This window comes from Brachybacterium sp. GCM10030268 (assembly GCF_042666305.1).
In the GTDB taxonomy this organism is placed as follows: Bacteria; Actinomycetota; Actinomycetes; order Actinomycetales; family Dermabacteraceae; genus Brachybacterium.
In genome coordinates this window covers 44138-69241 of sequence record NZ_JBHTCW010000002.1, presented here as the reverse complement: position 1 = coordinate 69241, position 25104 = coordinate 44138, and the positions used below count along the sequence as shown (strand labels likewise).

The 25104-nt window shown below is 69.3% G+C and carries 20 protein-coding genes; 5 read left to right on the top strand and 15 right to left on the bottom strand.

The annotated features are described in order from the left end of the window. The first annotated feature begins 3 nt into the window (after positions 1-3). Positions 4-1689 carry a cytochrome bc complex cytochrome b subunit gene (locus tag ACFQRD_RS03355; protein ID WP_377020072.1) on the top strand — a complete coding sequence of 562 codons (1686 nt, stop codon included), beginning with the start codon at positions 4-6 and terminating at the stop codon, positions 1687-1689. A 184-nt stretch (positions 1690-1873) separates the two neighbouring features. Here the strand turns inward: ACFQRD_RS03355 and ACFQRD_RS03350 are convergent, their stop codons facing one another. The 7 genes from ACFQRD_RS03350 to ACFQRD_RS03320 all read right to left on the bottom strand — a co-directional run bounded on the left by ACFQRD_RS03350 (position 1874) and on the right by ACFQRD_RS03320 (position 8300). Next, a complete protein-coding gene (locus ACFQRD_RS03350; RefSeq protein WP_377020073.1) occupies positions 1874-2149 on the bottom strand; it encodes a hypothetical protein in 276 nt (91 codons plus the stop codon). A gap of 484 nt (positions 2150-2633) precedes the next feature. Next, a complete protein-coding gene (locus ACFQRD_RS03345; RefSeq protein ID WP_377020074.1) occupies positions 2634-3050 on the bottom strand; it encodes a cytochrome c oxidase subunit 4 in 417 nt (138 codons plus the stop codon). A 1-nt stretch (position 3051) separates the two neighbouring features. After that, on the bottom strand, positions 3052-4707 hold the full coding sequence (gene ctaD / locus ACFQRD_RS03340; RefSeq protein WP_377794172.1) for a cytochrome c oxidase subunit I: 1656 nt from the start codon (positions 4705-4707) through the stop codon (positions 3052-3054). A gap of 56 nt (positions 4708-4763) precedes the next feature. Continuing rightward, positions 4764-5681, bottom strand: a complete 918-nt coding sequence (coxB, locus tag ACFQRD_RS03335) for a cytochrome c oxidase subunit II (protein WP_377020075.1) — start codon at positions 5679-5681, stop codon at positions 4764-4766. 375 nt (positions 5682-6056) lie between these two features. After that, positions 6057-6413, bottom strand: a complete 357-nt coding sequence (gene erpA, locus ACFQRD_RS03330; protein WP_377020076.1) for an iron-sulfur cluster insertion protein ErpA — start codon at positions 6411-6413, stop codon at positions 6057-6059. Between the two features lie 193 nt (positions 6414-6606). After that, entirely contained in the window at positions 6607-6888 is a 282-nt protein-coding gene (locus ACFQRD_RS03325; protein ID WP_377793852.1) for a hypothetical protein, read from the bottom strand. Beyond that, positions 6885-8300: a dipeptidase gene (locus ACFQRD_RS03320; protein WP_377793851.1), complete on the bottom strand. Its 1416-nt coding sequence runs from the start codon at positions 8298-8300 to the stop codon at positions 6885-6887. The genes ACFQRD_RS03325 and ACFQRD_RS03320 overlap by 4 nt, the downstream gene beginning before the upstream one ends. 104 nt (positions 8301-8404) lie before the next feature. Here ACFQRD_RS03320 and ACFQRD_RS03315 point away from each other — a divergent pair, with 104 nt between their 5' ends. Next, positions 8405-8995, top strand: a complete 591-nt coding sequence (locus ACFQRD_RS03315) for a DUF3043 domain-containing protein (RefSeq protein ID WP_377020079.1) — start codon at positions 8405-8407, stop codon at positions 8993-8995. A gap of 195 nt (positions 8996-9190) precedes the next feature. Here the strand turns inward: ACFQRD_RS03315 and aspS are convergent, their stop codons facing one another. Beyond that, positions 9191-10987 carry an aspartate--tRNA ligase gene (gene aspS, locus ACFQRD_RS03310; protein WP_377020080.1) on the bottom strand — a complete coding sequence of 599 codons (1797 nt, stop codon included), beginning with the start codon at positions 10985-10987 and terminating at the stop codon, positions 9191-9193. A gap of 308 nt (positions 10988-11295) precedes the next feature. On the opposite strand from aspS, the gene ACFQRD_RS03305 reads away from it, so the two are divergent. Beyond that, positions 11296-13269: a DEAD/DEAH box helicase gene (locus ACFQRD_RS03305; protein WP_377020081.1), complete on the top strand. Its 1974-nt coding sequence runs from the start codon at positions 11296-11298 to the stop codon at positions 13267-13269. Between the two features lie 204 nt (positions 13270-13473). On the opposite strand, the gene trxA is transcribed toward ACFQRD_RS03305, so the two are convergent. Both trxA and hisS read right to left on the bottom strand, forming a co-directional pair. After that, positions 13474-13842: a thioredoxin gene (trxA, locus tag ACFQRD_RS03300; RefSeq protein ID WP_377020082.1), complete on the bottom strand. Its 369-nt coding sequence runs from the start codon at positions 13840-13842 to the stop codon at positions 13474-13476. Positions 13843-13932: 90 nt separating this feature from the next. After that, entirely contained in the window at positions 13933-15330 is a 1398-nt protein-coding gene (hisS, locus tag ACFQRD_RS03295) for a histidine--tRNA ligase (protein WP_377020083.1), read from the bottom strand. A 226-nt stretch (positions 15331-15556) separates the two neighbouring features. Between hisS and ACFQRD_RS03290 the strand changes: the two genes are divergently transcribed. Further along, positions 15557-17440, top strand: coding sequence for a DUF349 domain-containing protein (locus ACFQRD_RS03290; RefSeq protein ID WP_377020084.1), 1884 nt, complete (start codon positions 15557-15559; stop codon positions 17438-17440). 92 nt (positions 17441-17532) lie between these two features. Beyond that, entirely contained in the window at positions 17533-18213 is a 681-nt protein-coding gene (locus ACFQRD_RS03285) for a hypothetical protein (protein ID WP_377020085.1), read from the top strand. A gap of 2 nt (positions 18214-18215) precedes the next feature. Here the strand turns inward: ACFQRD_RS03285 and ACFQRD_RS03280 are convergent, their stop codons facing one another. The 5 genes from ACFQRD_RS03280 to yajC all read right to left on the bottom strand — a co-directional run bounded on the left by ACFQRD_RS03280 (position 18216) and on the right by yajC (position 25000). After that, positions 18216-20654, bottom strand: coding sequence for a RelA/SpoT family protein (locus ACFQRD_RS03280; RefSeq protein WP_377020086.1), 2439 nt, complete (start codon positions 20652-20654; stop codon positions 18216-18218). A gap of 110 nt (positions 20655-20764) precedes the next feature. Then, positions 20765-21316, bottom strand: a complete 552-nt coding sequence (locus ACFQRD_RS03275) for an adenine phosphoribosyltransferase (protein WP_377020087.1) — start codon at positions 21314-21316, stop codon at positions 20765-20767. Next, positions 21313-22617: a protein translocase subunit SecF gene (secF, locus tag ACFQRD_RS03270; RefSeq protein ID WP_377020088.1), complete on the bottom strand. Its 1305-nt coding sequence runs from the start codon at positions 22615-22617 to the stop codon at positions 21313-21315. The genes ACFQRD_RS03275 and secF overlap by 4 nt, the downstream gene beginning before the upstream one ends. Beyond that, complete coding sequence (secD, locus tag ACFQRD_RS03265; RefSeq protein ID WP_377020089.1) at positions 22614-24548, bottom strand: protein translocase subunit SecD; 1935 nt, start codon at positions 24546-24548, stop codon at positions 22614-22616. Before secD ends, secF begins: the two co-directional genes overlap by 4 nt. A gap of 53 nt (positions 24549-24601) precedes the next feature. Beyond that, positions 24602-25000: a preprotein translocase subunit YajC gene (yajC, locus tag ACFQRD_RS03260; RefSeq protein WP_377020090.1), complete on the bottom strand. Its 399-nt coding sequence runs from the start codon at positions 24998-25000 to the stop codon at positions 24602-24604. Positions 25001-25104: the final 104 nt, after the last annotated feature.

Genomic DNA, 25104 nt, shown 5'->3' with positions numbered 1-25104 from the left:
CACGTGACGACCACGACTCCCACTCCCCAGAAGCAGACCTCCGACTTCGATCCCGACGGCCGTGCGTACAAGCTCGGCGCGATCGGTGCGGACTGGCTCGACCAGCGCGTCGCCGGGGGCGGCTTCGTCCGCTTCATCGCGCGCAAGATCTTCCCGGACCACTGGTCGTTCATGTTCGGCGAGGTGGCGCTGTACAGCTTCGTCATCCTGCTGATCTCGGGAACGTTCCTGACCATGTTCTTCGACCCCTCCATGGAGGAGGTCACGTACGCCGGTCCGTACGAGGCGCTGCAGGGCGCGCACATGTCCCGCGCGTTCGAGTCGACCATGGAGATCTCGTTCGAGGTCCGCGGGGGCCTGCTGTTCCGCCAGATGCACCACTGGGCTGCACTGGTGTTCATGGTCGCGATCTTCGTGCACATGTTCCGCGTGTTCTTCACCGGTGCCTTCCGCAAGCCCCGCGAGCTGAACTGGGTCGTCGGGTTCCTGCTGATGGTCCTCGGCATGGCCGCCGGCTTCTCCGGCTACTCCCTGCCGGACGACGTGCTCTCGGGCAACGGTCTGCGCGTGGTCGATGGGCTCATGAAGGGCATCCCTGTCATCGGCACGTATCTCTCGATGCTGCTGTTCGGCGGAGAGTTCCCCGGAACCGACATCATCCCGCGCCTGTTCACGATCCACATCCTGCTCATCCCGGCGATGATCCTGGGACTGATCGCGATCCATATGGTGCTGCTGGTGCTGCACAAGCACACCCAGTACCCCGGGCCCGGCCGCACCGAGCGCAATGTCGTCGGGTTCCCGGTGTTCCCGGTCTACGCCGCGAAGGCCGGCGGCTTCTTCTTCCTGGTCTTCGGCATCATCACGCTGATCTCGGCCACCACCGCCATCAACGCCATCTGGGTCTATGGGCCGTACGACCCCTCCCCCGTCTCCGCGGGTTCCCAGCCCGACTGGTACATGCTGTGGACCGACGGCGGCCTGCGCCTGATCCCCGGGTGGGAGTTCACGATCTTCGGGTACGCGGTGTCGCTGAACATCCTTATCCCGATGGTGGTCTACGGGCTGCTGCTGGCCGTTCTGATGCTGTACCCCTTCATCGAGAACTGGGTCACCGGCGATGACCGCGAGCACCATCTCAATGACCTCCCGTACAACGCGCCGGTGCGCACGGGGCTCGGAGTCGCGTGGATCAGCGTCTATCTGATCCTGGCGCTGGCGGCGACGAACGACCTCATCGCCTTCGCACTGCAACTGTCGATCAACGACCTCACCTGGGCGTTCCGGATCGCCATCTTCGTCGCGCCCTTCCTGTGCTTTTTCATCACCAAGAGGCTGTGCCTCTCGCTCCAGAGACAGAAGCGTGAGCTGGCTCTGCACGGCCGCGAGACCTCTCGGGTGGTGCGTACCGAGGGCGGCGAGATGCTGGAGATCCACGAGCCGCTCAGCGAGTACGACCGCTGGGTCCTCGTCCAGCACGACGACTATCGGCCGCTCAAGGCCGGCAAGGGCGTCTCCTCGCTCCGGGCCAAGGCGACGAGCTTCTTCTTCAAGGATCAGATCGAGCCGGTCACCCCGGCCGAGCTGCGTGAGGCTCTCGAGCACTCGCACCATGAGAAGCACAAGATCGACGAGGCCACCGGCGGCGACTACCGCACGCCGGCAGAGAAGCAGCATCACGCAGGATGATCCGCTGACGCCTCGCTGAGCATCATGAAGGGCCCCGGGAACGTTTCCCGGGGCCCTTCATGATGCTGCCGGCAGGTGCCGGCACAGCTATATGGTCCGGTGGGCGGAGAGCCCCTTCAGAGGGCTCGGCCGCCGCGCACACCGCGGGCACTTCGCCGAGGACCGGGTCACTAGCCGCCGGGTCCTACTCGAGGATCGGGTTGCGTGGAGCCGCGCGACGGTTCCCCCGGCCGGAGGTGGCGTTGACGAGATAGCGAGCACCGGTCAGGCTGAGCCGCCGCTCCGCGCGGCACAAGGACCGCATCGCCCGGAACTGCTGGGCCGACGGGTCGATACCGTCCTTGGCGAGCACCTCCGATGCCCAGGCGACCGCTCGCTCGAGGGCACCCTCGTCCGCGAAGATGCCGCGGACTTCGCGCTCGGCGCGGCCGACAAGATCTGCTCCATCGCCGATCATCATGAACGCCTCCTGGTCCGTCGTCGGTGCCGGTGCTCGGGCGCTGAGCTCGGTGCAACGGCTCGTGCCGACACGCTAGCACCCGCGGCGTCTCACGCCCCAGGAGCCGGGGCGGTCCATACAGCTCAATACCGCTGTCCATTGCGCTACACCTTTTTAGTGCTGGTCATCGGTACTGCGTGGGTTGTCCGCCTGCGAAGCCAGAACCGGTCGCTCCCCCTGCCTCCGCTTACGGAGCGTCCCGAGGGCGGCGGTGCGGCCCGCGGGGCGCGGGAGGACTCATGGGCCTCGCGGGTGCCGTGGAGGCCGTGGGGCCCGGGGATTCCGGGAGGTGTGGGGGTCTCGCGCCGCAGCCGGCTACGAGAGCTCAGCGATCGCGACATTGCATGCTGAAGGCCCCGCATCGAACGGATCGATGCGGGGCCTTCGCGGCACCCTTCCCCGGTCAGGGCGAAGGGCGATGTCTCGGCGGGAGGGTCGGAAGACCTCAGTGCGCGTGCTGGCCCACGGAGTATTCCAGCACCCAGCTCAGCACACCGTAGATGCCGAAGAGGACGCCGAAGGCGAAGATCCACCAGCCGGCGGCCACGCCGAGGAAGCACAGGCCCCCGCCGATCGCGGCCCACAGCGGCGCCCAGCTGTACGGCGAGAAGCTGCCCTGGACGCCGGGCTCCTCGGCCACCTCACCATCCAGGTCGTCCGAGGCTCCGAGGCTGTGCTTGCGCCCGGTCAGGGACGCGAACATCGCGATCATGAAGGAGAGCCCGGCCGCGGCCAGCAGGGCGGGGAACCCGGCGGTCTCGACACCCCATCGCTGGAAGGCACCCGTCAGGAAGCCGTAGGCGATGGCGGAGAGCAGGATGAAGACACCCAGGATCCAGAAGATTTGTGCTACGGCTCGCATGTCAGTTCGTCCTCGGGTTCTCGGCGGGCTCCTGGTCCGTCATGTGGTCCTGGATTCCGACCTCCGGATGATGGAGATCGAAGGCCGGACGCTCGGACCGGATGCGGGGCAGGGACTCGAAGTTGTGCCGGGGCGGCGGGCAGGACGTCGCCCACTCGAGCGACGCTCCGAAGCCCCACGGGTCGTCGACCAGGATCTTCTCGTCACGGATACGGGTGAGGACCACGTTCAGCAGGAAGGGCAGCGTCGAGATGCCCATGATGAAGGCACCGACCGTGGAGACCTGGTTCAGCCAGCCGAAGTTGTCCTCGGCCAGGTAGTTCACGTACCGCCGGGGAGCGCCCTCGACGCCCAGCCAGTGCTGGACCAGGAACGTGAGGTGGAAGCCGATGGTGATGAGCCAGAAGTGGATCTTGCCCAGTCCCTCATCGAGCTTGTAGCCCGTCATCTTCGGCCACCAGAAGTAGAACCCGGCGAACATCTCGAACACCACGGTCCCGGCCATCACGTAGTGGAAGTGAGCGACCACGAAGTACGTGTCGGAGAGGTGGAAGTCCAGGACCGGCGAGGACAGGATGATGCCCGTCAGGCCGCCGAAGATGAAGGTGGTGAGGAACCCGAGGGTGAACAGCATCGGGGTCTCGAAGGTGAGCGATCCCCTCCACATCGTGCCGATCCAGTTGAAGAACTTCACGCCCGTCGGCACGGCGATCAGCATCGTCATGAAGGCGAAGAAGTCCAGCATCACCGCGCCGGTGGTGTACATGTGGTGCGCCCACACGGTGACCGAGAGAGCGGCGATGGCGATCGTGGCGCCCACCAGGGTCTTGTACCCGAAGATCGGCTTGCGCGAGAACGCCGGGATGATCTCGGAGGCGATACCGAAGAAGGGCAGCGCGAGCACGTAGACCTCGGGGTGGCCGAAGAACCAGAACAGGTGCTGCCAGAGGATCGGGCCGCCGTTCGCGGCGTCGAAGATCTGCGCATCGAAACGGCGATCCGCGCCCAGAGCCAGCAGTGCCGAAGCCAGCGGCGGGAAGGCCATCAGCACCAGAACCGCGGTGATCAGCGTGTTCCAGGTGAAGATCGGCATCCGGAACATCGTCATACCGGGCATGCGCATGCACAGGATCGTGGTGATGAAGTTGACCGAGCCGAGAATCGTCCCGAAGCCCTGCAAGGCCAGGCCGAAGACCCACAGATCACCACCCAGGCCGGGGGTGAACGTGGTGTCCGACAGCGGTGCGTAGGCGAACCAGCCGAAGGACGCCGCGCCCTGCGGGGTGAGGAAGCCGGCGACGACGATGAGCGAGCCGAACAGCGTGACCCAGAAGGCGAACATGTTCAGGCGCGGGAACGCCATGTCCACCGCACCGATCTGCAGCGGCATCAGATAGTTGGCGAAGCCGTTGAACAGCGGCGTGCCGAACATCAGCAGCATCAGCGTGCCGTGCATGGTGAACAGCTGGTTGTACTGGTCCTTGGAGACCACCACCTGCAGACCGGGCTCCCACAGCTCGGTACGCATCATCAGCGCGAGGATGCCCGCGAATCCGAAGAAGGCGAAGCCCATTCCGAGGTACATCATGCCGATCAGCTTGTGATCGGTCGTGGTCAGCAGATTGAACATCCGCTTGCCGAGGCTGGTGGAACCCACCGGCTCGAACCGCTCCGGAGCAGTCGTCTGCGGGCTGCTCACCGGGGTCTGCGCGCTCACTGCTCGGCCTCCTGGTCTTCACGCGGTGCGGGATAGATGTCGTCGTTCTCGTCCCGCATGCTCCATTCCTTCTGATTGCGGTTCAGGTCCACGCCCAGCTCCCCGGTGTTGCCCTGCTCGCGCAGTTCCTGCATGTGAGCGTCGTACTCCTCCTGGGAGACGACCTTCACGTTGAAGAGCATGTCGGAGTGGTACTCGCCGCACAGCTCCGCGCATTTGCCGAAGTAGGTGCCCTCGCGCGTCGGCGTCACCTGGAAGACGTTGGTGAAGCCGGGCAGCGTGTCCTTCTTGTACAGGAAGTCGACGACCCAGAAGGAGTGCGCGACATCGCGCGAGTCCAGACGGAACTCCACGGTGCGATCGACCGGCAGGTACAGCACGGGCAGCGTCTCGGCCGCGCCCAGCTCACCGGTGGCGAAGGACTGCACGCCGGCGGGCTCGTGCACGTCCTCCTCGAGGTAGCTGAAGTCCCAGCTCCACTGCTTGGCCACGACGTGGACGGTGACGTCCGGGTTCTCCTCGAGGTGCTCGATCTCCCGGATGTCCCGCGAGGTGAAGTAGAAGAACGTGAGCACCATGACCACCGGGAGCAGGGTGAACATCATCTCCAGCGGCACGTGGTAGCGCAGCTGGATCGGGTAGCCCGTCTCGTTCTTGCGACGACGGTAGGCGATGGCGCACCAGATGGTCAGACCCCACACGATGAGGCCGACGGCCACCAGCACGACCCAGGAACCGACCCACAGGTCCGTGATCCGGCCGGTCTGGTTGGTGACCTCGCCGTCGGAGTAGCCGGGCAAGAAGCCGCGCAGCTGCTCGTCCGTGCAGCCGGAGAGGACCAGGGTGGCCAGGGCGAGGCCTGCCGCGGCCACGCGGCGTCCGCGCCGTGAGCGCTGGGGGACCTGGGGGATCACAGGGAATGACCTTCCGCTCGTCGTCTCCGTGTCTCGGGGGCCGGTCCGCGCGATGCGCGAGCCAGGTTCCGGACTGCGGAGCTGGTACTGGTGTGGGCGGGGACCTGCCCACGGTGCCGCGCCCGCTCCGGAGAGCGGGCAGTGCCGCGCTCAGGCCCGGCACATAACGGCACGTCGTCATCATACGGCTTTCGCGGGGTGCGTTGCTCACCGGCACGCGCCGTCGGCGGGCCGTCATCGCCCTGTGATGCGCAGACGGCCGTGCTGAGACCAAAAACGGGCCCGACCAGGTGACGAGATCGTCACCGGGCCGGGCCCGATCATGCTGTGCGCCGAGCGCCGCGACCCCCTGCTGAGGGTGGTCGCGAGAGCGGATCAGCCGAAGGAGTCGCCGCACGCGCAAGAGCTCTGCGCGTTGGGGTTGTCGATCGTGAAGCCCTGCTTCTCGATCGTGTCGGCGAAGTCGATCACCGCACCGGTGAGGTACGGGGAGCTCATCTTGTCGACGATGACCTCCACGCCCTCGAAGTCGGCGACCAGGTCGTCGTCCATCAGGCGCTCGTCGAAGTAGAGCTGGTAGATCAGGCCGGAGCAGCCTCCGGGCTGCACGGCGATACGCAGGCGCAGGTCGTCGCGGCCCTCCTGCTCCAGCAGGGTCGAGACCTTCTCCGCCGCACCGGACGTGAGGGTGACGCCGTGCGTCGCGGCGGGGCGCTCGGTGGTCGTGGTCATGAGGTCCTCCTCGATGCTCGTGTGGTCCCAGGGTACGCCTCGCCGGCGCGGAAGGGGACCGCCCGCTGCGGGCGATCCCGCTCACCCCGCGTGTCGCCGGTGGACTCGCGGCATCCGCCTCCCCGCGAGACCGACGTGCCCGTGTCCTCGGGACGCCGTGACCCGCTGCGCGAGAAGCCGTCCGAGCACGCCGTCACAGCACCCCGCGGAAGACGGCCAGCAGAAGCAGGATCACGTAGCCGACCGCGACGCCGCCGATCGCGGAGGCGGCCGCCTCGCGGCTGTGACCGGCCAGCACCATCCACAGCGCGCCCAGGGCGACGGCGAGGACGGCGAGGATCCCCCACCACAGGAAGAAGTATCCCGCGAAGAAGCCGATCATCAGCCCCGCGAACAGCAGCGGGATGGCCAGTGGCGAGACGGTGGTCCGGCCCTGGCCCGGCTGCTGCTGGGGTCGGCGGTCGGAGCCGTTCATGCGTCGTCGCCGCGGAGGGAACCGGCGCCGCGCAGCAGCAGCGCTTCGGCGAGGCACACCCGGGCGAACTCGTCCAGGTGCAGGGACTCGTCGATGCCATGGGCTCGCGATTCGGGATCCTCGACACCGGTGACCAGGACGTCGGCCTGCGGGAACACCTCGAGGAGGTCGGCGATGAACGGAATGGAGCCGCCGAGTCCGGTGTCCACCGCCTCCGTCCCCCAGGCGTCCGCGAGCGCGCCGCGGGCAAGTCTCATCGCCGGAGAGTCCTGGCGGGCGCTGTACGGCTTGCCCGTCTCACCGCGATGGACCCTGACCTCGGCCGTGGCCGGGGTATGCCGCTCCAGGTGCGAGACCAGCGCCTCCATCGCCGAATCCGGGTCCTCGCCCGGGGGGATGCGCAGGGACAGCTTCGCGCGGGAGACCGGGACCAGCGTGTTCGAGGCCTCCCGGACAGGAGGCGCGTCGATCCCGATGACGGAGAGCGCGGGGCGGGTCCAGAGCCGTGCACTGAGCGGACCTGTGCCCGCGAGCTCCAGGCCCTGCGGGACGCCGGCGTCACGACGATAATCCGCCTCGTCCGTCTCGACCACGGGATCCGGCCCTCGCACGAGTCCGTCGACGGCGACCTCGCCGGTCTCGTCGTGCAGGGTCGCCAGGAGCCTCGAGAGCTGGGCGAGGGAGTCCAGGACGGGTCCTCCGAACAGGCCGGAGTGCACTGCATGCTCGAGCGTGCGCACCTCCACGACCACATCCACCAGGCCGCGCAGGCTGGTAGTCAGCGCTGGGGTGCCCACGGCCCAGTTGGCCGAGTCGGCGACGATGATGACGTCGGCCGCGAGCGCCTCACGGTGCGCTTCGATGAACGGGCGGAAGGTCGGGGATCCCGCCTCCTCCTCGCCCTCGACGAAGACGGTGGCCCCGATGCCATCGGCCGCCAGCTCCTCCCCCACCAGCCGCAGTGCCGTCACATGGGCCATCACGCCGGCCTTGTCGTCGGCGGCGCCGCGGCCGTAGAGCCGGCGCCCCCGCTGGACCGGCTCGAACGGCGGGCTGCTCCAGTCGGCGGGATCGCCGGTGGGCTGGACATCGTGGTGGGCGTACAGCAGCACGGTCGGGCGTCCCTCGGCCGCCGGGGTGCGGCCGATGACTGCGGGAGCCCCGTCGGCGACCGATTCGATCGTGACGTCGGCCATCCCGGCGCCCCTGAGCAGCTCGGCGACCGCTTCCGCGCTGCGCCGCACCGGTTCCCGGTCGTATCCGTCGAAGGCGACCGACGGGATGCGCACCAGGGCCTCGAGGTCCGCGATCGCCGCCGGCAGCAGTGGCTCGAGCCGCTCACGCAGCGCGTCGACCGACGTGGCATCGCCGGTCACGGCAGGGTTCTGGGAAGGTTCGTTCGAGCTCGTCATGCTCGCCACGGTACCGCTGACACGGGTCGAGCCGCGGCGGCCGGGCCGGGCCCCTGCGCGGCGCGCACCGGGTAATCCCAGGTGGGTTCGCCTAGAATGCCCCGGTGATATTCCGCAAGTCCGAGACTCCCGAGCCCCCCGAACCGGTGCAGACCACCCGCCCCGGATCGAAGGGGCGGCCCACCCGTACCCGCAAAGAGGCCGAAGCCGCCCGCCGGCGTCCGCTCGTGGTCGATGACCGCAAGGAAGCCCGTCGGCGCGATCGGGAGCGCGCCCGGGTGCAGCGCGCGGAAGCGCAGCAGGCGCTGATGACGGGCGATGAGAAGAAGATGCCGCTCCAGCATCGCGGCCCCGAGCGCCGCCTGGTGCGGGACCTCGTCGACTCGCGCCGCAATATCGCCGAGTACTTCTTCCCCGTCGCACTGATCTTCATGCTGGTCGCGCTGATCATGCCCTTGATCCGACCGGATCTGTACATGCTGATGAGCACGGGGATGATCGTCGTGCTGTGGGGCGGCATCGCTCTGTGCGTGATCGATTCGTTCATGCTGCGCCGCCGTCTGCGCCGACGCCTGTCCGAGGAGTACGGCGAGGTCGGCAGTGGACTGGTGGGCTACGGCATCATGCGAGCGATCCAGATCCGTCGCTTCCGGCTCCCCCGCGCTCAGGTCAAGCACGGCGAGTCGCCTCGCTGAGATCGGCGCGACTGCACGGCACGGCGCGGCACGGCCACGAGGTCGTCTCCGCAGCTGAGAGGCCGGCCCGCTCCCGGTACAGCACCCCTCCTCACAGACTGAACGGCCCGTGCTCGATGCACGGGCCGTTCAGTCTGTGAGGGAGTCCTGTCCTTCGGACGGCCTGTCCTCACGGGCGGCTGGTCCTGCGGACGTTCAGCTGTCGCCGGGCTCCGCGGTCGCGGCCTTCTCGCTGCGCGAGGCGGGCTTGGTGTCCACACCGGCCTCCTTGCGCTGCTGCGCCGTGATGGGAGCGGGGGCGGCGGTCAGCGGGTCGTAGCCGTTGCCGGTCTTGGGGAAGGCGATAACCTCGCGGATGGACTCCTCGCCCGCGAGCAGGGCGACGATGCGGTCCCAGCCGAAGGCGATGCCGCCGTGCGGCGGCGCGCCGAACTGGAAGGCGTCCAGCAGGAAGCCGAACTTCTCGCGCGCGTCCTCCTCGCCGATGCCCATGACCTCGAACACGCGCTCCTGCACGGACTGGTCGTGGATTCGGATGGAGCCGCCGCCGATCTCGTTGCCGTTGCACACGATGTCGTAGGCGTAGGCCAGGGCAGAGCCCGGATCGGTGTCGAAGGTGTCCAGGAACTCGGGCTTGGGCGAGGTGAAGGCGTGGTGCACGGCCGTCCACGACCCTCCACCGACGGTCGCGTCACCGGCCGCGCGGGCGTCCGCGGCGGGCTCGAACATCGGCGCGTCCACGACCCACACGAACGAGAACGCGTCGTGGTCGATCAGGTCCAGGCGCTCGGCGATCTCCTGGCGTGCGGCGCCGAGCAGTGCGCGCGCGGACTTCGGCTCGCCGGCGGCGAAGAAGATGCAGTCCCCGGTGCTCGCCCCGGTGGCCTCCAGCAGGCCCTCCTTCTCCGTCTCGGAGATGTTCTTGGAGACGGGCCCGGTCAGGGCGCCGTCCTCCTGGACCAGGACGTAGGCCAGTCCCTTGTGGCCGCGCTGCTTGGCCCACTCCTGCCAGGCGTCGAGCTGCCGGCGCGGCTGGGACGCGCCTCCGGCCATGACCACGGCGCCGACGTACGGGGCCTGGAAGACCCGGAAGGGAGTCTCGGCGAAGTACTCGGTCATCTCGACCAGTTCGAGGTCGAAACGCAGATCGGGCTTGTCGGACCCGTAACGGCTCATCGACTCGGCGTAGGTGATGCGCGGGAACGGCGCGGAGATCTCGTGCCCACCCGTCCTCCACACCGCGGTGAGGATCTCCTCGGCCAGGGCGATCACGTCCTCCTGGTCGACGAAGCTCATCTCGACGTCGAGCTGGGTGAACTCGGGCTGGCGGTCCGCACGGAAGTCCTCGTCGCGGTAGCAGCGAGCGAGCTGGAAGTACTTCTCCACGCCGCCGACCATCAGCAGCTGCTTGAACAGCTGCGGCGACTGCGGCAGCGCATACCAGGAGCCGGGCGCGAGCCGTGCCGGGACCAGGAAGTCGCGGGCTCCCTCGGGAGTCGAGCGCGTCAGCGTCGGCGTCTCCACCTCGAGGAAGTCCTGGCCCAGAAGCGTCTCGCGCGCGGCGCGGTTGACGTCGGAGCGCAGACGCAGCGTCCGGGCCGGTCCCTGCCGGCGCAGATCGAGGTAGCGGTAGCGCAGGCGCGTCTCCTCACCGACCTCGGAGTGCTCATCGAGCTGGAAGGGAAGCGGCGCCGAGGAGCTGAGCACCTCGACCTCGGAGGCGGTCACCTCGATGTCGCCCGTGGGCAGCTGCGGGTTCTCGTTGCCCTCGGGACGGCGATCGACCGTCCCGACGACCTTGAGCACGTACTCGACGCGCAGATGCATCGCCTCGTCCTCGCGGACGACGACCTGGGCGACACCGCTGGCATCGCGCAGATCCAGGAACGTCACGCCGCCGTGATCGCGACGGCGGCCGATCCAGCCGGTGAGGGTGACGGTCTGTCCGATGTGCTCCGAGCGGAGTTCGCCGGCGGAGTGGGTGCGCAGCACGAGGTGTCCTTCACGATGGGTTCGACGGGGTCCGCACGCCTGGGGGCGTGGACTCACCAGCGTACCGCGCAGGGTGAGCGATCTCGCCCATGGCCCCCTGTCGGTCCGAGCCCGGCGCCCGTAGACTGAACGTTGTCCGACCTGCGGTATTGCGGGTCCATCCCGCCCGCCTTCGCACGAGCCTCGAGCGCGCTTCGCACGAGCCTCGCCCAGTGATCTGTCAGGGCACCCAGCCCTGCCATCTGTCAGGGATCCCACGCCCTGCGATCTGTGAGGGCACCATCTTCACCCCACCGCCGAAGGATGCAATGACTGACGCCGCCCCTGCCCCTGATCCTGCCGAGTCCACCGAAGCCGCCGTCTCCTCCGAAACCGGCCTCCCCGCAGACTCCGCGGTCACCGCCGCCCAGGATTCCGACACTTCCGTCCCCACCGCAGAGGCGGCCGCCCCGGCTGCTCCCGCCGAGTCGGCCGAGCCGGCCGAGCCCAGCTTCGACGACATCGACCTGCCCGGCCCGCTGCGCCGCGCGGTCGACGACCTCGGCTTCACCAGCCCGTCAGCCATCCAGTCGCGCGCCATCCCGCCGCTGCTGGAGGGCCGCGACATCATCGGCGTCGCCCAGACCGGTACCGGCAAGACCGCGGCCTTCGGCCTCCCGCTGCTGGCCGCGATCGATCCCGAGCTGCGCGAGGTCCAGGGCCTCGTGCTCGCTCCCACCCGTGAGCTGGCCATGCAGGTCGCCGACGCGATCTCCTCCTTCGCCACCGCCATCGGCGGTCTGGACGTGGTCGCCGTCTACGGTGGCTCGCCCTACAGCCCTCAGGAGCGCGCTCTGCGCCGCGGTGCGCAGGTCGTCGTCGGCACCCCCGGCCGCGTCATGGACCACATGCGGCGCAACACGCTGCGGTTGGAGACCATCCGTTTCGCCGTGCTGGACGAGGCCGACGAGATGCTGCGCATGGGCTTCGCGGAGGACGTCGAGGAGATCCTCTCCCACTCCCCCGCCAGCCGGCAGCTCGCCCTGTTCTCGGCGACCATGCCGTCGGCCATCCAGCGCGTCGCCCAGAACCACATGAAGGACCCGGTCCGCGTCAGCGTGAGCCCGCAGTCCTCCACGGTCAAGAGCGTTCGTCAGACCTACGCCGTGGTCCCGTTCAAGCACCGCACCGGCGCCCTGGCCAGGGTGCTCGCGACCTCCGACGCCGAAGCGGCCATCGTCTTCGTGCGCACCCGCGCCGCCGCGGAGGAGGTGGGCACGGCCCTCGTCTCGCGAGGGGTGATCGCCGCCTCCATCAGCGGTGACGTGCCCCAGAAGGAGCGCGAGAAGATCGTCGAGCGGCTGCGCGAGGGCTCCCTGCAGGTCCTGGTCGCGACCGACGTCGCCGCCCGCGGCCTGGATGTCGAGCGCATCGGCCTGGTCGTCAACTTCGACGTCCCGCGCGAGCCGGAGGCCTACGTCCACCGCATCGGCCGCACCGGCCGTGCGGGTCGTTCCGGCGAGGCTCTGACCCTGATCGGTCCCCATGAGCGTCGCGCGCTGAAGAACATCGAGCGCGCCACCAAGCAGACCCTCGAGGAAGCCGTGATCCCGTCGCCGCGCGACGTGTCCCGTCACCGCCTGGCCTCGCTGCTGACCAAGGTGCCCGAGCGCATCGAGCGCGGACGGCTCGCGCTGTACCGCGAGCTCATCGGCGACTACGTCGCCGAGAACGACATCGACCCGCTGGAGCTCGCGGCCGTGCTGGGCGCCATGACCGTCGGCGACGACGGGCCCGGAGCCACCACGGAGGACGAGGAGTTCACCTCCGCGACGCTCTCCGGCGGTGACGACCGTTCCCGCGGTGACCGCGGCGACCGCGGACCCCGTGGTGAGGGCGGTGCCCACACCGAGAAGGGATACACCTCCTACCGGATCGGCGTGGGCCACACCCACGGCGCCCGGCCGCCGGCCATCGTCGGCGCCATCACCGGCGAGGGCGGCCTCAATGGCAAGGACGTCGGCAAGATCCAGATCTTCGGCACGTTCGCCCTGGTGCAGATCCGCGGTTCGCTGGACGATGCGCAGATGGCCCGCATCAGCAAGGCCCGCGTCGGCGGACGATCCCTGCGGATCGCCCCGGACAACGGCCCCCGCTCCTCCAAGGGCGGCCACGGCGGCGATCGGGGCGGACGTCACGACAACGCCGGCCCGCGGCGCCGCCACGACGACCGCCCGCGGCGCGACGACGCCGGTCGACACGACGCGAAGCGCACGAGCTACCGCCGCCCCACGGACGGCTGATCGACCGGCCTCGCCCCTGCGAGAAGGCCCCGCCTCCGAGTGATCGGAGACGGGGCCTTCTGCGGTTGCGGGGTCTGCGGTGAGCGATGCCTGGGAACGTCCCAGCTGTGTCGGCCGGTCAGCTGTGCCGACCAGCCGGCTCACGGCCGGCGGGTGCCGACGGCGATACGTGTGCCGTCGGCCCGCAGCCGCACCTCATGGCGATCAGCTCTGCTGTTCCTGGGCCTCCGCATAGGCCTTGCGGACCTCGTCCATGTCCAGGTTCTTGACCTGGCCGATGAGGTCCTCCAGAGCGGACTGCGGCAGGGCGCCGGCCTGCGAGAACACCGGGATGCCCTCGCGGTAGGCGACCAGGGTCGGGATCGAGGTGACGCCGTAGCGCATGGCCAGCTGCTGCTGGTCCTCGGTATCGACCTTCGTGAACGTGACGTCCTCATGCTTCTCCGAGGACTCCTCGAAGATGGGGGCGAAACGCTGGCACGGCACGCACCAGCCCGCCCAGAAGTCGATCAGGACGATGCCGTCCTCGACGGTCTTGTCGTGGTTCTCTTCGGTCAGCGTGACGGTAGCCATGCTCGGGCAACGCCTCGGGAGCGCCGATCATTCCCGAGACGGCGAGCCGTGAGTCAGCTCACGCCGAGCGACCCCACGCTGCCCCAGCACTCATCCGGCATCGGCATCGGCATCGGCATCGGCATCGGCGGCGAGGATGCGCACCGTGCGGTCCTGGGCCGGTGGCTCCCATGTGCTCGAGGCGGCCGGCGCCTGCTCACCGGAGCGGATGTCCTTGACCTCGTCGGCCTCGCCCTCGGTCCCGGGGAACCAGACGAACGGGATGCCGCGCCGGTCGGCGTAGCGGATCTGCTTGCCGAACTTGGCGGCCGTCGGGGCGACCTCGCACGAGATACCGCGGGCGCGGAGGTCACGGGCGACAGCTTCGCTGACCTGTCGGGAGTCCTCGTCCGTGACGGAGACCAGCACGCAGGTCGGCACAGCGCGCGATGGCCGGGCGAGACCCGCCGAGAGCATCCGGGAGACCAGGCGGGAGAGCCCGATCGACAACCCGACGCCGGGGTAGGTGTGGCGGTTGTCGGAGGCCAGCGAGTCGTAGCGTCCCCCGGAGCAGACGGAGCCGAGGCCCTCGTGACCGGCGACGAAGGTCTCGAACACGGTGCCGGTGTAGTAGTCCAGACCGCGTGCGATGGAGAGGTCGGCGAGGATCACGCCGGGCACGGACGCCTCGACCCGCTCCATGACGGCGGTGAGCTCGGCGATGCCTTCCTCGACCATCTCGCCGCTGCCCCCGAGATCTCGCACACGCTGCGCGAACGACGAGTCGCGGGTGCGGATGGCGGCGAAGTCCAGGCACGCCTGGGCCTGCTCCGCGCTCGCCCCGGCCTCGGAGATCAGCTGCTCCCGCACCGTGTCCGCCCCGAGCTTGGGCAGCTTGTCGAGGATGCGCAGCACGGCGGGGTGGTCCTCGAGGCCGAGGGAACGGAAGAAGCCCTCGGACAGCCGCCGTGTGTTGGCGTGGATCGTGACACTGGGCAGCGGCAGCCGGTCGAGGATCTCGGCCATCACCACGGCGACCTCGGCCTCGATGTGCCCGGGCAGGGTGTCCTGGCCGACCACATCGAGATCGGCCTGGTAGAACTCACGGAACCTGCCCTCCTGGGGCCGCTCCCCGCGCCACACCTTCTGGATCTGGAAACGGCGCAGCGGGAAGGTCAGATCGTTCTGGTGCTCCAGGACGTATCGGGCCAGCGGCACCGTGAGATCGAAGTGCAGCCCGAGAGTGCGGGAGGGATCGGCTCCGGAATCATCTCCCCCGCCGTCGGAGTCCTCGGCGTGCAGCCGCCGCAGCACGTAGACCTCCTTGTCGATCTCCCCCTTGCGCAGAAGCTGCTCGAGCGGCTCGACCGCACGCGTCTCGATGCCGGAGAATCCGTGCAGCTCGGCGACCTCGCGGAACACGTCGATCACATGCTGTTCGACGAGACGCTCGGCGGGGAGCCATTCCGGAAATCCGGACAGACGAGAGGTCTTCGGGGTCTTCGCCATGCGGGGCACATCCTTATCGGGTCGTCGGCAGGGGCGGCGAGCGTCCATTATCTCCCGCGTGCGGCGGCCCGTGCTGACGCCGGACGGTGACAAAGACCTGGGGTGCTCGCTGTAGAGTTCCGTGAAGTGGTTCGTCCCTTCCCGGGGCGTTCCGCGAGCCAGCCCGGCCGCCGCACGAGGCGGCAGTGTCCCGCCCTGCAGCGGATCCCTTCGAAGGAGCTCAATCGTGAGCGAGTCCGAGACCCCCGTCCCCGCGTCGAACCCTGCCGGTCAGGAACCCGGACCGACCGCCGATCAGGTCAGCGACCAGTCCCCCGCGTCCGACTCCCCCGAATCGGCGCAGCCCGCGGAGGCCAGCAGCGCCTCCGGCGACGTCTCCGACGAGGGCGCTCCGGCCCCTGCCGCGGACGCGCCCGAGGCCGTTGCGGATCCCGAGGCGGTGCCGGAGCCCGGCGCCGAGTCTGATGCCGACGCACCGGCAGAGCCCGGCGCGGAGACCGGTGCCGACGCACCGGCGCAGGCCGGCGCCGAGTCTGATGCCGATGCGCAAGCAGATGTTCAGCCGGACGCCGACACGGAGGTCCATGCTGAGTCCGAATCCGCGACCGACGCCGCTCCGGAAGCGGACGCCCAGACCGAGACCGGTTCGGAAGCCCCCGCCGAGCCGGAGCGCGACACCGAGGCCCCATCCGCTGAGCAGACCGAGCCGGCACCCGACCCCGCGCCGCGACCGACACCGCGTCCGGCTCCCGGGCCCAAGCCCGGCGTTCCCTCGCCGGCGGCCCTGGCGGGGAAGAAGCCCACCGCTCCCCTGGTGCCGGTCGCACCGCCCGTCACCGATTACGACGCGGAGCAGCTGGCCGCGGCGAAGGCCTTCGGGTCCGTCGATGAAGAGGGCACGGTGACCGTCCAGGACGGCACGCAGGTGCGCACCATCGGCACGACCACCGAGACGGACCGCGACAAGGCCCTCGATCCCTATGCTCGCGGCTATCTCGACCTGGTCGCCTTCCTGGACCTGACCCAGAAGACCCTCAACGCTCCGGAGCACACGCAGAACGAGCTGAACCGATTGCTCGAGAACCTGCGCAAGAAGATGAAGGAGCCGCAGGTCGTCGGCGACATCCCGGCTCTGAGGGCGCGAGCGAACGAGCTGCGCGAGAACGCCAAGTCGAAGATCCAGGCCCTCGAGGCGAAGCGCGCCGACGAGCGGGCCGAGGCCACCCGGCGCCGCACCGAGTTCGTCGAGTCGATCGAGGCGCTGGTCGCGACCGATCCTGAGCAGATCTCCTGGAAGAAGGCCGGGGACACCATGCGGCAGATGGTCCCGCGCTGGAAGCAGATGCAGACGGAGGACGTCTCGCTGGACCGTCCCACCGAGGAGAGCCTGTGGAAGCGGCTCTCCGCCGCCCGGGCCACCTTCGACCGGATGCGCAAGCAGTTCTTCTCCCAGCTCGATGAGAAGCACACGGAGGCGGCGGCGATCAAGGAGGACCTCATCGCCCGCGCCGAGGCGATGCAGGACTCCACCGACTGGGGACCGACAGTCCGCGCCTTCAAGGACCTGATGGAGCAGTGGCGCAGTGCGCCGCGCGGCAGTCGCAAGAAGGATGACGCGCAGTGGAAGCGGTTCAAGGCGGCCCAGGACCGCTTCTTCGACGCTCGGAACGCGGATCTCCAGCAGATCGAGGCCGAGCAGCGCAAGAACCTCGAGGTCAAGGAGGCGCTGCTCGTCGAGGCCGAGGAGATCGACCCGACGGCGGACGTCGATGCGGCGAAGGCGAAGCTGCGCTCGATCCAGGATCGCTGGGAGGAAGCGGGCAAGGTGCCCCGCTCCGACATGCGACGGATCGACGAGCGTCTGCGCAAGGTCGAACGGAGCGTCAAGAACGCCGAGCAGGAGGAGTGGCGTCGCACCGATCCCCGCACCCGCGCCCGGGTCGAGGGCGTCTCCTCCCAGCTGCACTCGGCGATCGCCTCGTACGAGGAGGCGCTGGAGAAGGCCCGTGCCACCGGTGACCCTCAGAAGATCGCCGAGGCGGAGTCCGCGCTCGAGGCCCGCAAGGAGTGGCTGGCAGTGATCGAGCGCTCCGCCCAGGATCTCGGCTGACCGGTCCGCCACGGTTCCTCCCCGCGCCCCGCCCGTCCACATCGACGGGCGGGGCGTTTGCCGTCGGGGGCCCCGCGGGTCAGAGTCGGTGCATGAGATCGACGAGGCCGGCGAACAACGCGCGCCAGCGTATGGTCCCCGGCCCGAGAGCGGTCGGGCCTCCTCCGCTGCCGACGGGGCTCTGCGCCGCCTGGTCGCATCATGCTGCCGAGCTGGCGGTCCCCCTGGGCGCCGGCCTGGAGCGCTGGGCGGAATCGCCCTCGGTCCAGACCATGGTGAAGGACGGGCTGCTGGCGCGGCTGCTGCCGGGCATCTTCCTGCCTCCCGACGCGATGCGCTCTGCCATCGACCGTGCTCTCGCGCTGGGGTGCGCTCTGGGCGGTCGCCTCCAGTCGTACCACGTGATCGCGGGGCCGTCGGCAGCCTGGGTCCTGCTCGGCGGGGAGCCTCCCGCGCCGGCCGAGCTGATCTCACCGGCCCATCGCGGTCCCGTCGCCGGCACGACGGTGCGCCATTGCCGGTTGCGTCCGCTCGAGGTGGAGACGATCGGCGGGGCCCCGGTCACCGAGCCGGTCCGCACCGCCGTCGACCTGCTGCGGTTCAGCCCCGACCACGTGGCGCAGCCGGCGCTGACCCGGCTGATCGCCAGCGGGCACGTCCCGGAGGGGGCGGTCGAACAGCGATTATGGGAGATGGAGCGCTATCCCGGAGCGCGCGAGGCACGGCACCGGCTGCGCCGGATGATGCTGGAGCCAGCAGAGACGGCGGCCTGAGATCAGCTCACGGTCAGAGGGGCTTCCGAGCCGACCGGTTTGCCGTCTCCGGTGACCCGGTAGACGTCATAGACGCCCTCGACACGACGCACCTGTGCCAGGACCGACTGCAGATGGGAGGGATCGGCCAGTTCGAAGGAGAAGTACGTCGAGGCCAGTCGGTCCGAGTTGGACTGTGCGGAGGCCGACTGCAGATTCACCTGCTGCTCGGAGATCACCAGGGCGAGGTCCGTCAGGAGCCGCGGACGGTCCAGGGCCTCGACCTTGATGTGGACCAGGTAGGCCGTGCTGTGCCTGCCGGACCACGCCACATCCACGATCCGGTCCGCCTGCCTCTCCTGCAGCTGGATCGCGTTCGAACACCGCGAATGGTGCACCGAGATGCCGGAGCCGCGCGTGACGAAGCCGATGATGGGGTCACCGGGGACTGGGGCGCAGCACTTGGCGAGCTTGACCCAGAGATCGGTCTGGCCGTCGACGATCACGCCCTGGTCGGTCTCCGCGGTGTGCCGTTCGGAGCGGCTGGGCCGTGAGCGCGCCCGGGAGGGCAGCGTCATCTCCGCCAGGTCCTCCTCGGCGCCGTCCGACCCGCCGAAGACGGCCCGAAGCTTCTCCACCACGTGCTGCGCGCCGGTGTGGCCCTCGCCGATGGAGGTGTAGAGCGAGTCGACCGAGGGAAGGTTGAGATCGGTGGCGACCGTGGCGAGCGTGTCGTGGGTCAGCAGTCGCCGCATCGGCATGTCCTGGCGCCGCAGCGCCTTGGCCAGTTCGTCCTTCCCCCGCTCGAGCGCTTCGCCGCGGCGTTCCTTGGAGAACCAGTGGCGGATCTTGCTGCGAGCACGGGGAGACTTGACGAAGCCGAGCCAGTCCCGGCTGGGCCCCGCGTCCGGCGACTTGGAGGTGAACACCTCGACCACGTCGCCCGTGGACAGCGCGGATTCGAGCGAGACCAGGCGCCCGTTGACCCGGGCACCGATGGTGCGGTGCCCGACCTCCGTGTGCACCGTGTAGGCGAAGTCGACTGGTGTCGATCCCTGCGGGAGCGCGAGCACGTCCCCCTTCGGGGTGAAGACGTACACCTCCTGCGTGTTGATCTCGAAACGCAGCGAATCCAGGAACTCGCCGGAGTCGGTGGTCTCCTTCTGCCAGTCCATGAGCTGACGCAGCCAGGCGGCCTCGTTGGCGATGGGCTTCGACGCCGCGTCGCCGCCGTGGCCGGCCATCGCCTTGTACTTCCAGTGCGCCGCGACGCCGTACTCGGCGCGCCGGTGCATCTCGCGCGTACGGATCTGGACCTCCACGGGCTTTCCGGTGGGGCCGATGACCGTGGTATGCAGAGACTGGTACAGGTTGAACTTGGGCAGGGCGATGTAGTCCTTGAACCGGCCCTGGACCGGTGACCAGCGCGCGTGCAGCGTGCCGAGAACCCCATAGCAGTCGCGCACGGTGTCCACCAGCACCCGGACCCCGACCAGGTCGTAGATGTCGGTGAAGTCCCGGCCCCGCACGATCATCTTCTGGTAGATCGAGTAGTAGTGCTTGGGTCGACCGGTGACCTCGGCCTTGATCTTCGCCTTCTTCAGGTCCTCGAGGATCTGGGAGGAGACCGTCCTGAGGTACTGGTCCCGGGCCGGTGCATGCTGGGCGACGAGGCTGACGATCTCCTCGTACACCTTGGGGTAGAGCACCTGGAACGAGCGGTCCTCGAGTTCCCACTTCATGGTGTTCAGACCGAGGCGGTGCGCGAGCGGCGCGTAGATCTCGAGCGTCTCCTTGGCCTTGCGCTCGGCCGAGGCAGGGGGGACGTACTTCCAGGTCCGCGCGTTGTGCAGGCGGTCGGCGAGCTTGATCAGCAGGACCCGCACGTCGCGGCTCATCGCCACGATCATCTTGCGGACCGTCTCGGCCTGCGCGGCTTCGCCGTAGGTGACCTTGTCCAGCTTGGTCACGCCGTCGACCATCACGGCGATCACCTCACCGAACTCCTCCCGGAGCTTGTCCAGCGAGTAGTCGGTGTCCTCGATGGTGTCGTGGAGCAGGGCCGCGGCCACCACTTCTGCCGGCGAGCCCAGTTCCGCCAGGATCGTCGCGACCGAGACCGGGTGGGTGATGTACGGATCGCCGCTCTTGCGCGTCTGCCCGCGGTGGGCGCGCTCGGCGACCGCATACGCCCGCTGGACCAGGGCGAGGCTCTCCTTCGGGCTGACCGCTGACATGGTCTCCAGCAGCGGCGCCAGCAGCGGGTCCGCTGTCCCGGAGCGGGGCGAGAAGAACGACAGCCGCGAACGCGGCTTGCGCGGTCCCTGGCTCTGACCCGCCGGGGCGGACGCCGCAGGGGGCGCCGGCGGAGTGGGCGGTGAGGGCGAGGCGGGCGCGCTGCGATCGGGACCCGGCGCCACGGCGTCGGCTCCCGTGGACTCGGATACGGACCGCTCCTGCACTGCGCACCTCCTGGCTCGGTCCTCCAGTCTACGCGCGCGCTCCCGGTTGCTCGGAGACGTCTTCGCAGGGCGAACAGGCGCCGGTGCGCCGGGCCGGATGCGCCCACTGCTCAGTTCGGGATGGACCAGACCGTCGTGAGAGGCACCCCGGGGAGCCGGTCGCGCCCGCGCAGGCCCTCCAGCTCGATGAGAAAGGAGGCACCGACCAGGTCCACGTCGAACCGTCGGGTGAGTTCGACGGTGGCTGCGGCGGTGCCCCCGGTCGCCAGGAGATCGTCGACAACCAGCGTGCGGGCGCCGGCCGGGAGCGAATCCTGCGGGATCTGCACGACGGCACTGCCGTACTCGAGGTCATAACTGAGCGACGCCGGGGTGCCGGGGAGCTTGCCGGCCTTGCGCACCGGGATGAACCCGGCTCCCATCTCGTACGCGAGCGGGGCACCCAGGACGAAGCCGCGGGCCTCGGTTCCCACGACGTACTCGATGCCGTCGGGAAGGATCGAGCTCCAGTACCGGATGACCGAGCGCAGGGCGGCGCCATCGCGCAGCAGCGGGGTGATGTCCCGGAACAGGACGCCGGGTTCGGGGAAGTCCGGGTGCTCGGTGATGTGGGAGCCGCGCAGCTCCTCGATCTCCTCCGCGGACGGCACCGGCTCGCTCATCGCGAGCCCCGTCCGGGGACGTTGCGGCCACGGCGCGTGGTGCGGCGCGGCTGGCGGCGCTCGCGACGTGCCGTGCCGTCGGCCGGTTCGCCGGTCCCCGAGAGGTCTCCCTCGGCGTCGGGCTCGCTCCGATCCCCGTCTTCCGTGTGCTCGGGATCGCCGTGGTCACCGTTCTCGTCCCCGCGGTCCTGGTCCGAGCCGTCCACGTCCGAGCCGTCCTCGTCCGATCTGTCGGCGTCAGAGTCATCCGCGTCCGAGTCGTCCGGGCCCGCGTCGTCCGCGCCGGCGGCGTCATCGGCCGTGCCGGACTCATCGCCGACGGTGCCGCTGCGGCGCCCCTGCTCGACCCGCCGGGTGTGCGCGGCGATGCCGGACTCCCGGGAACGCAGGTCCACGAGAAGACCCGGGGCCAGGAAGATCGAGGAGTAGGTGCCGGCGAAGATGCCGATGAACAGGGCGAGCGCGATATCCTTGAGCGTCCCGGCTCCCAGCAGGAAGGCGCCGATGAAGAGAATCGATCCCACCGGGAGCAGCGCGACGACCGAGGTGTTGATCGATCGCACCAGGGTCTGGTTCGCGGCCAGCTCGACCCGATCCGAGTACGTCGCCGTCGACTGTGCCGTCAAGCCCGCCGTGTTCTCGCGCACCTTGTCGAAGACGACGATGGTGTCGTAGAGGGAGTAGCCCATCACCGTGAGGAACCCGATCACGGTGCCGGGCGTGATCTCGAAGCCCACCACTCCGTACACCCCTGCGGTGAACAGCATGTCGTGCACGAGCGCGGTCATCGCCGCGGCGGAGGACTTGAGGTTGCGGAAGTACAGCGCCATCGTGGCCGCGACCAGCACCAGGAAGACGAGAACCCCGCGGAGCATCTTCTGGGTGATGTCCGTGCTCCACACCGGCCCGATGTACGAGGTCGAGACCGTATCGGTGGACACCCCGTAGGCGGAGGCGAGGTCCTCGGCCAGTGCGGCCGTCTGGCCGGAGTCGAGCTGTTCGGTCTGGACCCGCATCGTGTCCTGACCGATAACGGTCACCTTGGGCTCGTTGTCCGGCAGCTGCTCGCGCACCACGTCCCGGGCGATGGCCTGGTCGGTATCGCTGACACCGGCGACCTGGAACTCCGATCCGCCGGTGAACTCGATGCCGAGGTTGGGTCCGCGCAGCACGGCCAGCCCCGCCAGGATCACCACGACCACGACACTGATCAGGTACCAGGTGCGTCGGCGCCGCACGATCGGGACGGTACGACGCCCCGCGTGGAGGTCATTGCCCATCCGGGAGAAGGTCGCACTCATCGGCTCTCCTCCTCGGAGTCGTCGTCTCTCGTGTCGGTCGGGCCGGAGCCGTCCGCCCGCCCCGGGTCGTTCTCAGGGCCACCGCCGTCGGCCCGGTGTTCGTCGCCGGCCCCGGATGGTTCCTCGGCGGAGCCGTCGCGTTCGGCGGCCTCCCGGGCCAGGCGGGCCTTGCGCGCGGCCAGCGGCTCGCGGGGCTCCTCCTCGTCCTCGTCTCCGCCGCTGGACCGCAGACGGCCGCGACCGGCGTAGGCGGGGACGCTGCGGCCCAGGACCGCCGGGTCCAGGCCGCTCCAGGGGTGGCCCTTCCCGAAGAACCGGGTGCGCACCAGGACCTGCAGGATCGGGTGGGTGAACAGGAAGACGACCAGGAGGTCGAGCACCGTGGTCACACCGAGGACGAAGGCGAAGCCGCGGACGCTGCCGGTCGAGAGGATGTAGAGCACGATCGCGGCGATCAGGTTGACCGAGTCGGAGGCGAGGATCGTGCGTTTGGCGCGGTTCCACCCATGGTCGACGGCCGCGACGATGCCCCTGCCCTCGCGGATCTCGTCACGGACGCGTTCGAAGTAGACGATGAACGAGTCCGCGGTGAAAGCGATGGCCACCACCAGGCCGACGACGCCGGCCAGTGACAGGCGGTACCCGATCTCGGGGAGGTTCGAGAGCACCGTCAGCACGCCGTAGGTGAGCGTGCCCATCGCCAGGAGGCTGGCCGCGGTCACCAGCGCCAGCGCCCGATACTGGAAGAAGGCGTAGGCGACGACCAGGGCGAGGCCGATGAGGCCCGCGATCAGTCCCATCTGGAGCTGGTCGGCACCCAGGGTCGCGGAGATCTGCTGTTCCGAGGCGACCTCGAACTCCAGCGGCAGCGCGCCGAAGCGCAGCTGATCGGACAGCTGGCTCGCCTCCTCCTGGGAGAAGTTCCCCGAGATCGAGGCTTCACCGCCCGTCGAGGGCTCCTGGACCTGCGGCGCGGAGATCACCAGCCCGTCCAGCACGATGCCGAAGGCCTGGGTCGCCCCCTCGCCGTTGTACAGCGCGGAGGTCATGTCCGCGAAGGCCTGGGACCCTTCCTCGTGGAAGCTCATGTTCACGACGTAGTAGCCGGTGGGCTGCCCGGTGGGAGTCATGTCGGAGGCGACGCCGGCATCCTCGATCGCGGAACCGGCCACCACCTCCGGCCCGAGCAGCAGCTTCTGCGTGCCCGCCGTGTCGCAGGCGACGACCGGCTCATCGGCGGCGGCGTCGGAGACCTTCTCCTGCTGAGCGGCCGGATCGGTGCAGTCGACGTTCATCAGCTCGGTCTGCAGCTCCGGGGTGAGCCAGTCCATCGACCACGCCGGGTACTGCAGCTCACCCTCGGCCGGGGCTTCCTGCGGAGCGAGCGAGGAGTCGCCGCTGACCGGCCCGTCGAACTTCTGCTGCGAGGGATCCGCCGGAGCGGAGGACGTCTGGTCGGTCGTCTCGGAGCCGGAGCCCGTGTCCGATCCGCCACCGGAGTCCGAGAGCCCACCGGCGTCGGAGCCGCCGCCGTCGGAGGCGCCGGCGCTCTCGGGGGCGACCATGCCCAGCACCGGGCGGAAGGACATCGCGGCGGTCTGCCGGAGGGCTTCTGAGGTCTCCTGGTCCAGCTGTCCGGGGACGTCGATGACGATGTTCGTCCCGCCCTGGATGCTGATCTGCGTCTCCGCGACGCCCAGGGCGTTGACGCGCTGGGAGATGATCTGGCGAGCCTGCTCCATGGCGGCCGGATCGATCTGCGCGCCGTCGCGGGACTCGGCCTGGAGGATGACCTGGGTGCCGCCCTCGAGGTCGAGTGCGAGCTCAGGGGCTGGTTCCCAGCCACCTTTGGCGACCCCGGCACCGATCCCGCCGCCCAGCAGCAGGATCAGCACCGCGAGGGCCGCTAGGGCGATGCGACGTGCGGGCATGGGGCAGAGTTCCTCAGGACGACGGAGAGATCACGGGTGGTTCGGGGCACCGCTCAGCGGTCGCGACGGTCCTCGTCGCGGGCGGCGTCGTCGGACGTGGTCACGCCGGGAACATCACCGCGGTTCGCAGAGCTCTCGCCCTCGAGCGCTTCGTCGTCGGCGTCCTCGTCGAGGTTCTCGTCGTCCAGACCCTCCGGGTCGACCTTCATGGCGATGGCCTGACGGGCCCACTTGGTCTGGGCGCCGTTCTCGGACTCCAGGATCACGATGTCGTCGAAGGAATCGACGATCAGGCCGTAGAAACCGGAGTGCGTGCGGACCTCGTCGCCGACGCCCAGGGCGTTGACCAGCTCCTGTTGCTTGCGCTGCATCTTCTTCTGGCGGTTCGACATGAACAGCAGGGGCAGCATCATGACTGCGAAGATGAGCAGGAGAGGAAGGAGGGATTCCACGGATTTCCTTTCGGCGGACAGCGGCGGTCCCGGCATGTTCTGCGCGAGCAACGGCCCTGCCGCGGACGGCTGACCATCCCACTGTACCCGCCGAGTCGGGACGT

What these genes read in the sequence shown, in the direction of transcription:
- ACFQRD_RS03350 (WP_377020073.1), bottom strand. Translation starts at nt 2,149, where the DNA reads ATGATGATCGGCGATGGAGCAGATCTTGTCGGCCGCGCCGAGCGCGAA.
- ACFQRD_RS03345 (WP_377020074.1), bottom strand. Translation starts at nt 3,050, where the DNA reads ATGCGAGCCGTAGCACAAATCTTCTGGATCCTGGGTGTCTTCATCCTG.
- erpA (WP_377020076.1), bottom strand. Translation starts at nt 6,413, where the DNA reads ATGACCACGACCACCGAGCGCCCCGCCGCGACGCACGGCGTCACCCTC.
- ACFQRD_RS03325 (WP_377793852.1), bottom strand. Translation starts at nt 6,888, where the DNA reads ATGAACGGCTCCGACCGCCGACCCCAGCAGCAGCCGGGCCAGGGCCGG.
- ACFQRD_RS03320 (WP_377793851.1), bottom strand. Translation starts at nt 8,300, where the DNA reads ATGACGAGCTCGAACGAACCTTCCCAGAACCCTGCCGTGACCGGCGAT.
- ACFQRD_RS03305 (WP_377020081.1), top strand. Translation starts at nt 11,296, where the DNA reads ATGACTGACGCCGCCCCTGCCCCTGATCCTGCCGAGTCCACCGAAGCC.
- trxA (WP_377020082.1), bottom strand. Translation starts at nt 13,842, where the DNA reads ATGGCTACCGTCACGCTGACCGAAGAGAACCACGACAAGACCGTCGAG.
- hisS (WP_377020083.1), bottom strand. Translation starts at nt 15,330, where the DNA reads ATGGCGAAGACCCCGAAGACCTCTCGTCTGTCCGGATTTCCGGAATGG.
- ACFQRD_RS03285 (WP_377020085.1), top strand. Translation starts at nt 17,533, where the DNA reads ATGAGATCGACGAGGCCGGCGAACAACGCGCGCCAGCGTATGGTCCCC.
- ACFQRD_RS03275 (WP_377020087.1), bottom strand. Translation starts at nt 21,316, where the DNA reads ATGAGCGAGCCGGTGCCGTCCGCGGAGGAGATCGAGGAGCTGCGCGGC.
- secF (WP_377020088.1), bottom strand. Translation starts at nt 22,617, where the DNA reads ATGAGTGCGACCTTCTCCCGGATGGGCAATGACCTCCACGCGGGGCGT.
- secD (WP_377020089.1), bottom strand. Translation starts at nt 24,548, where the DNA reads ATGCCCGCACGTCGCATCGCCCTAGCGGCCCTCGCGGTGCTGATCCTG.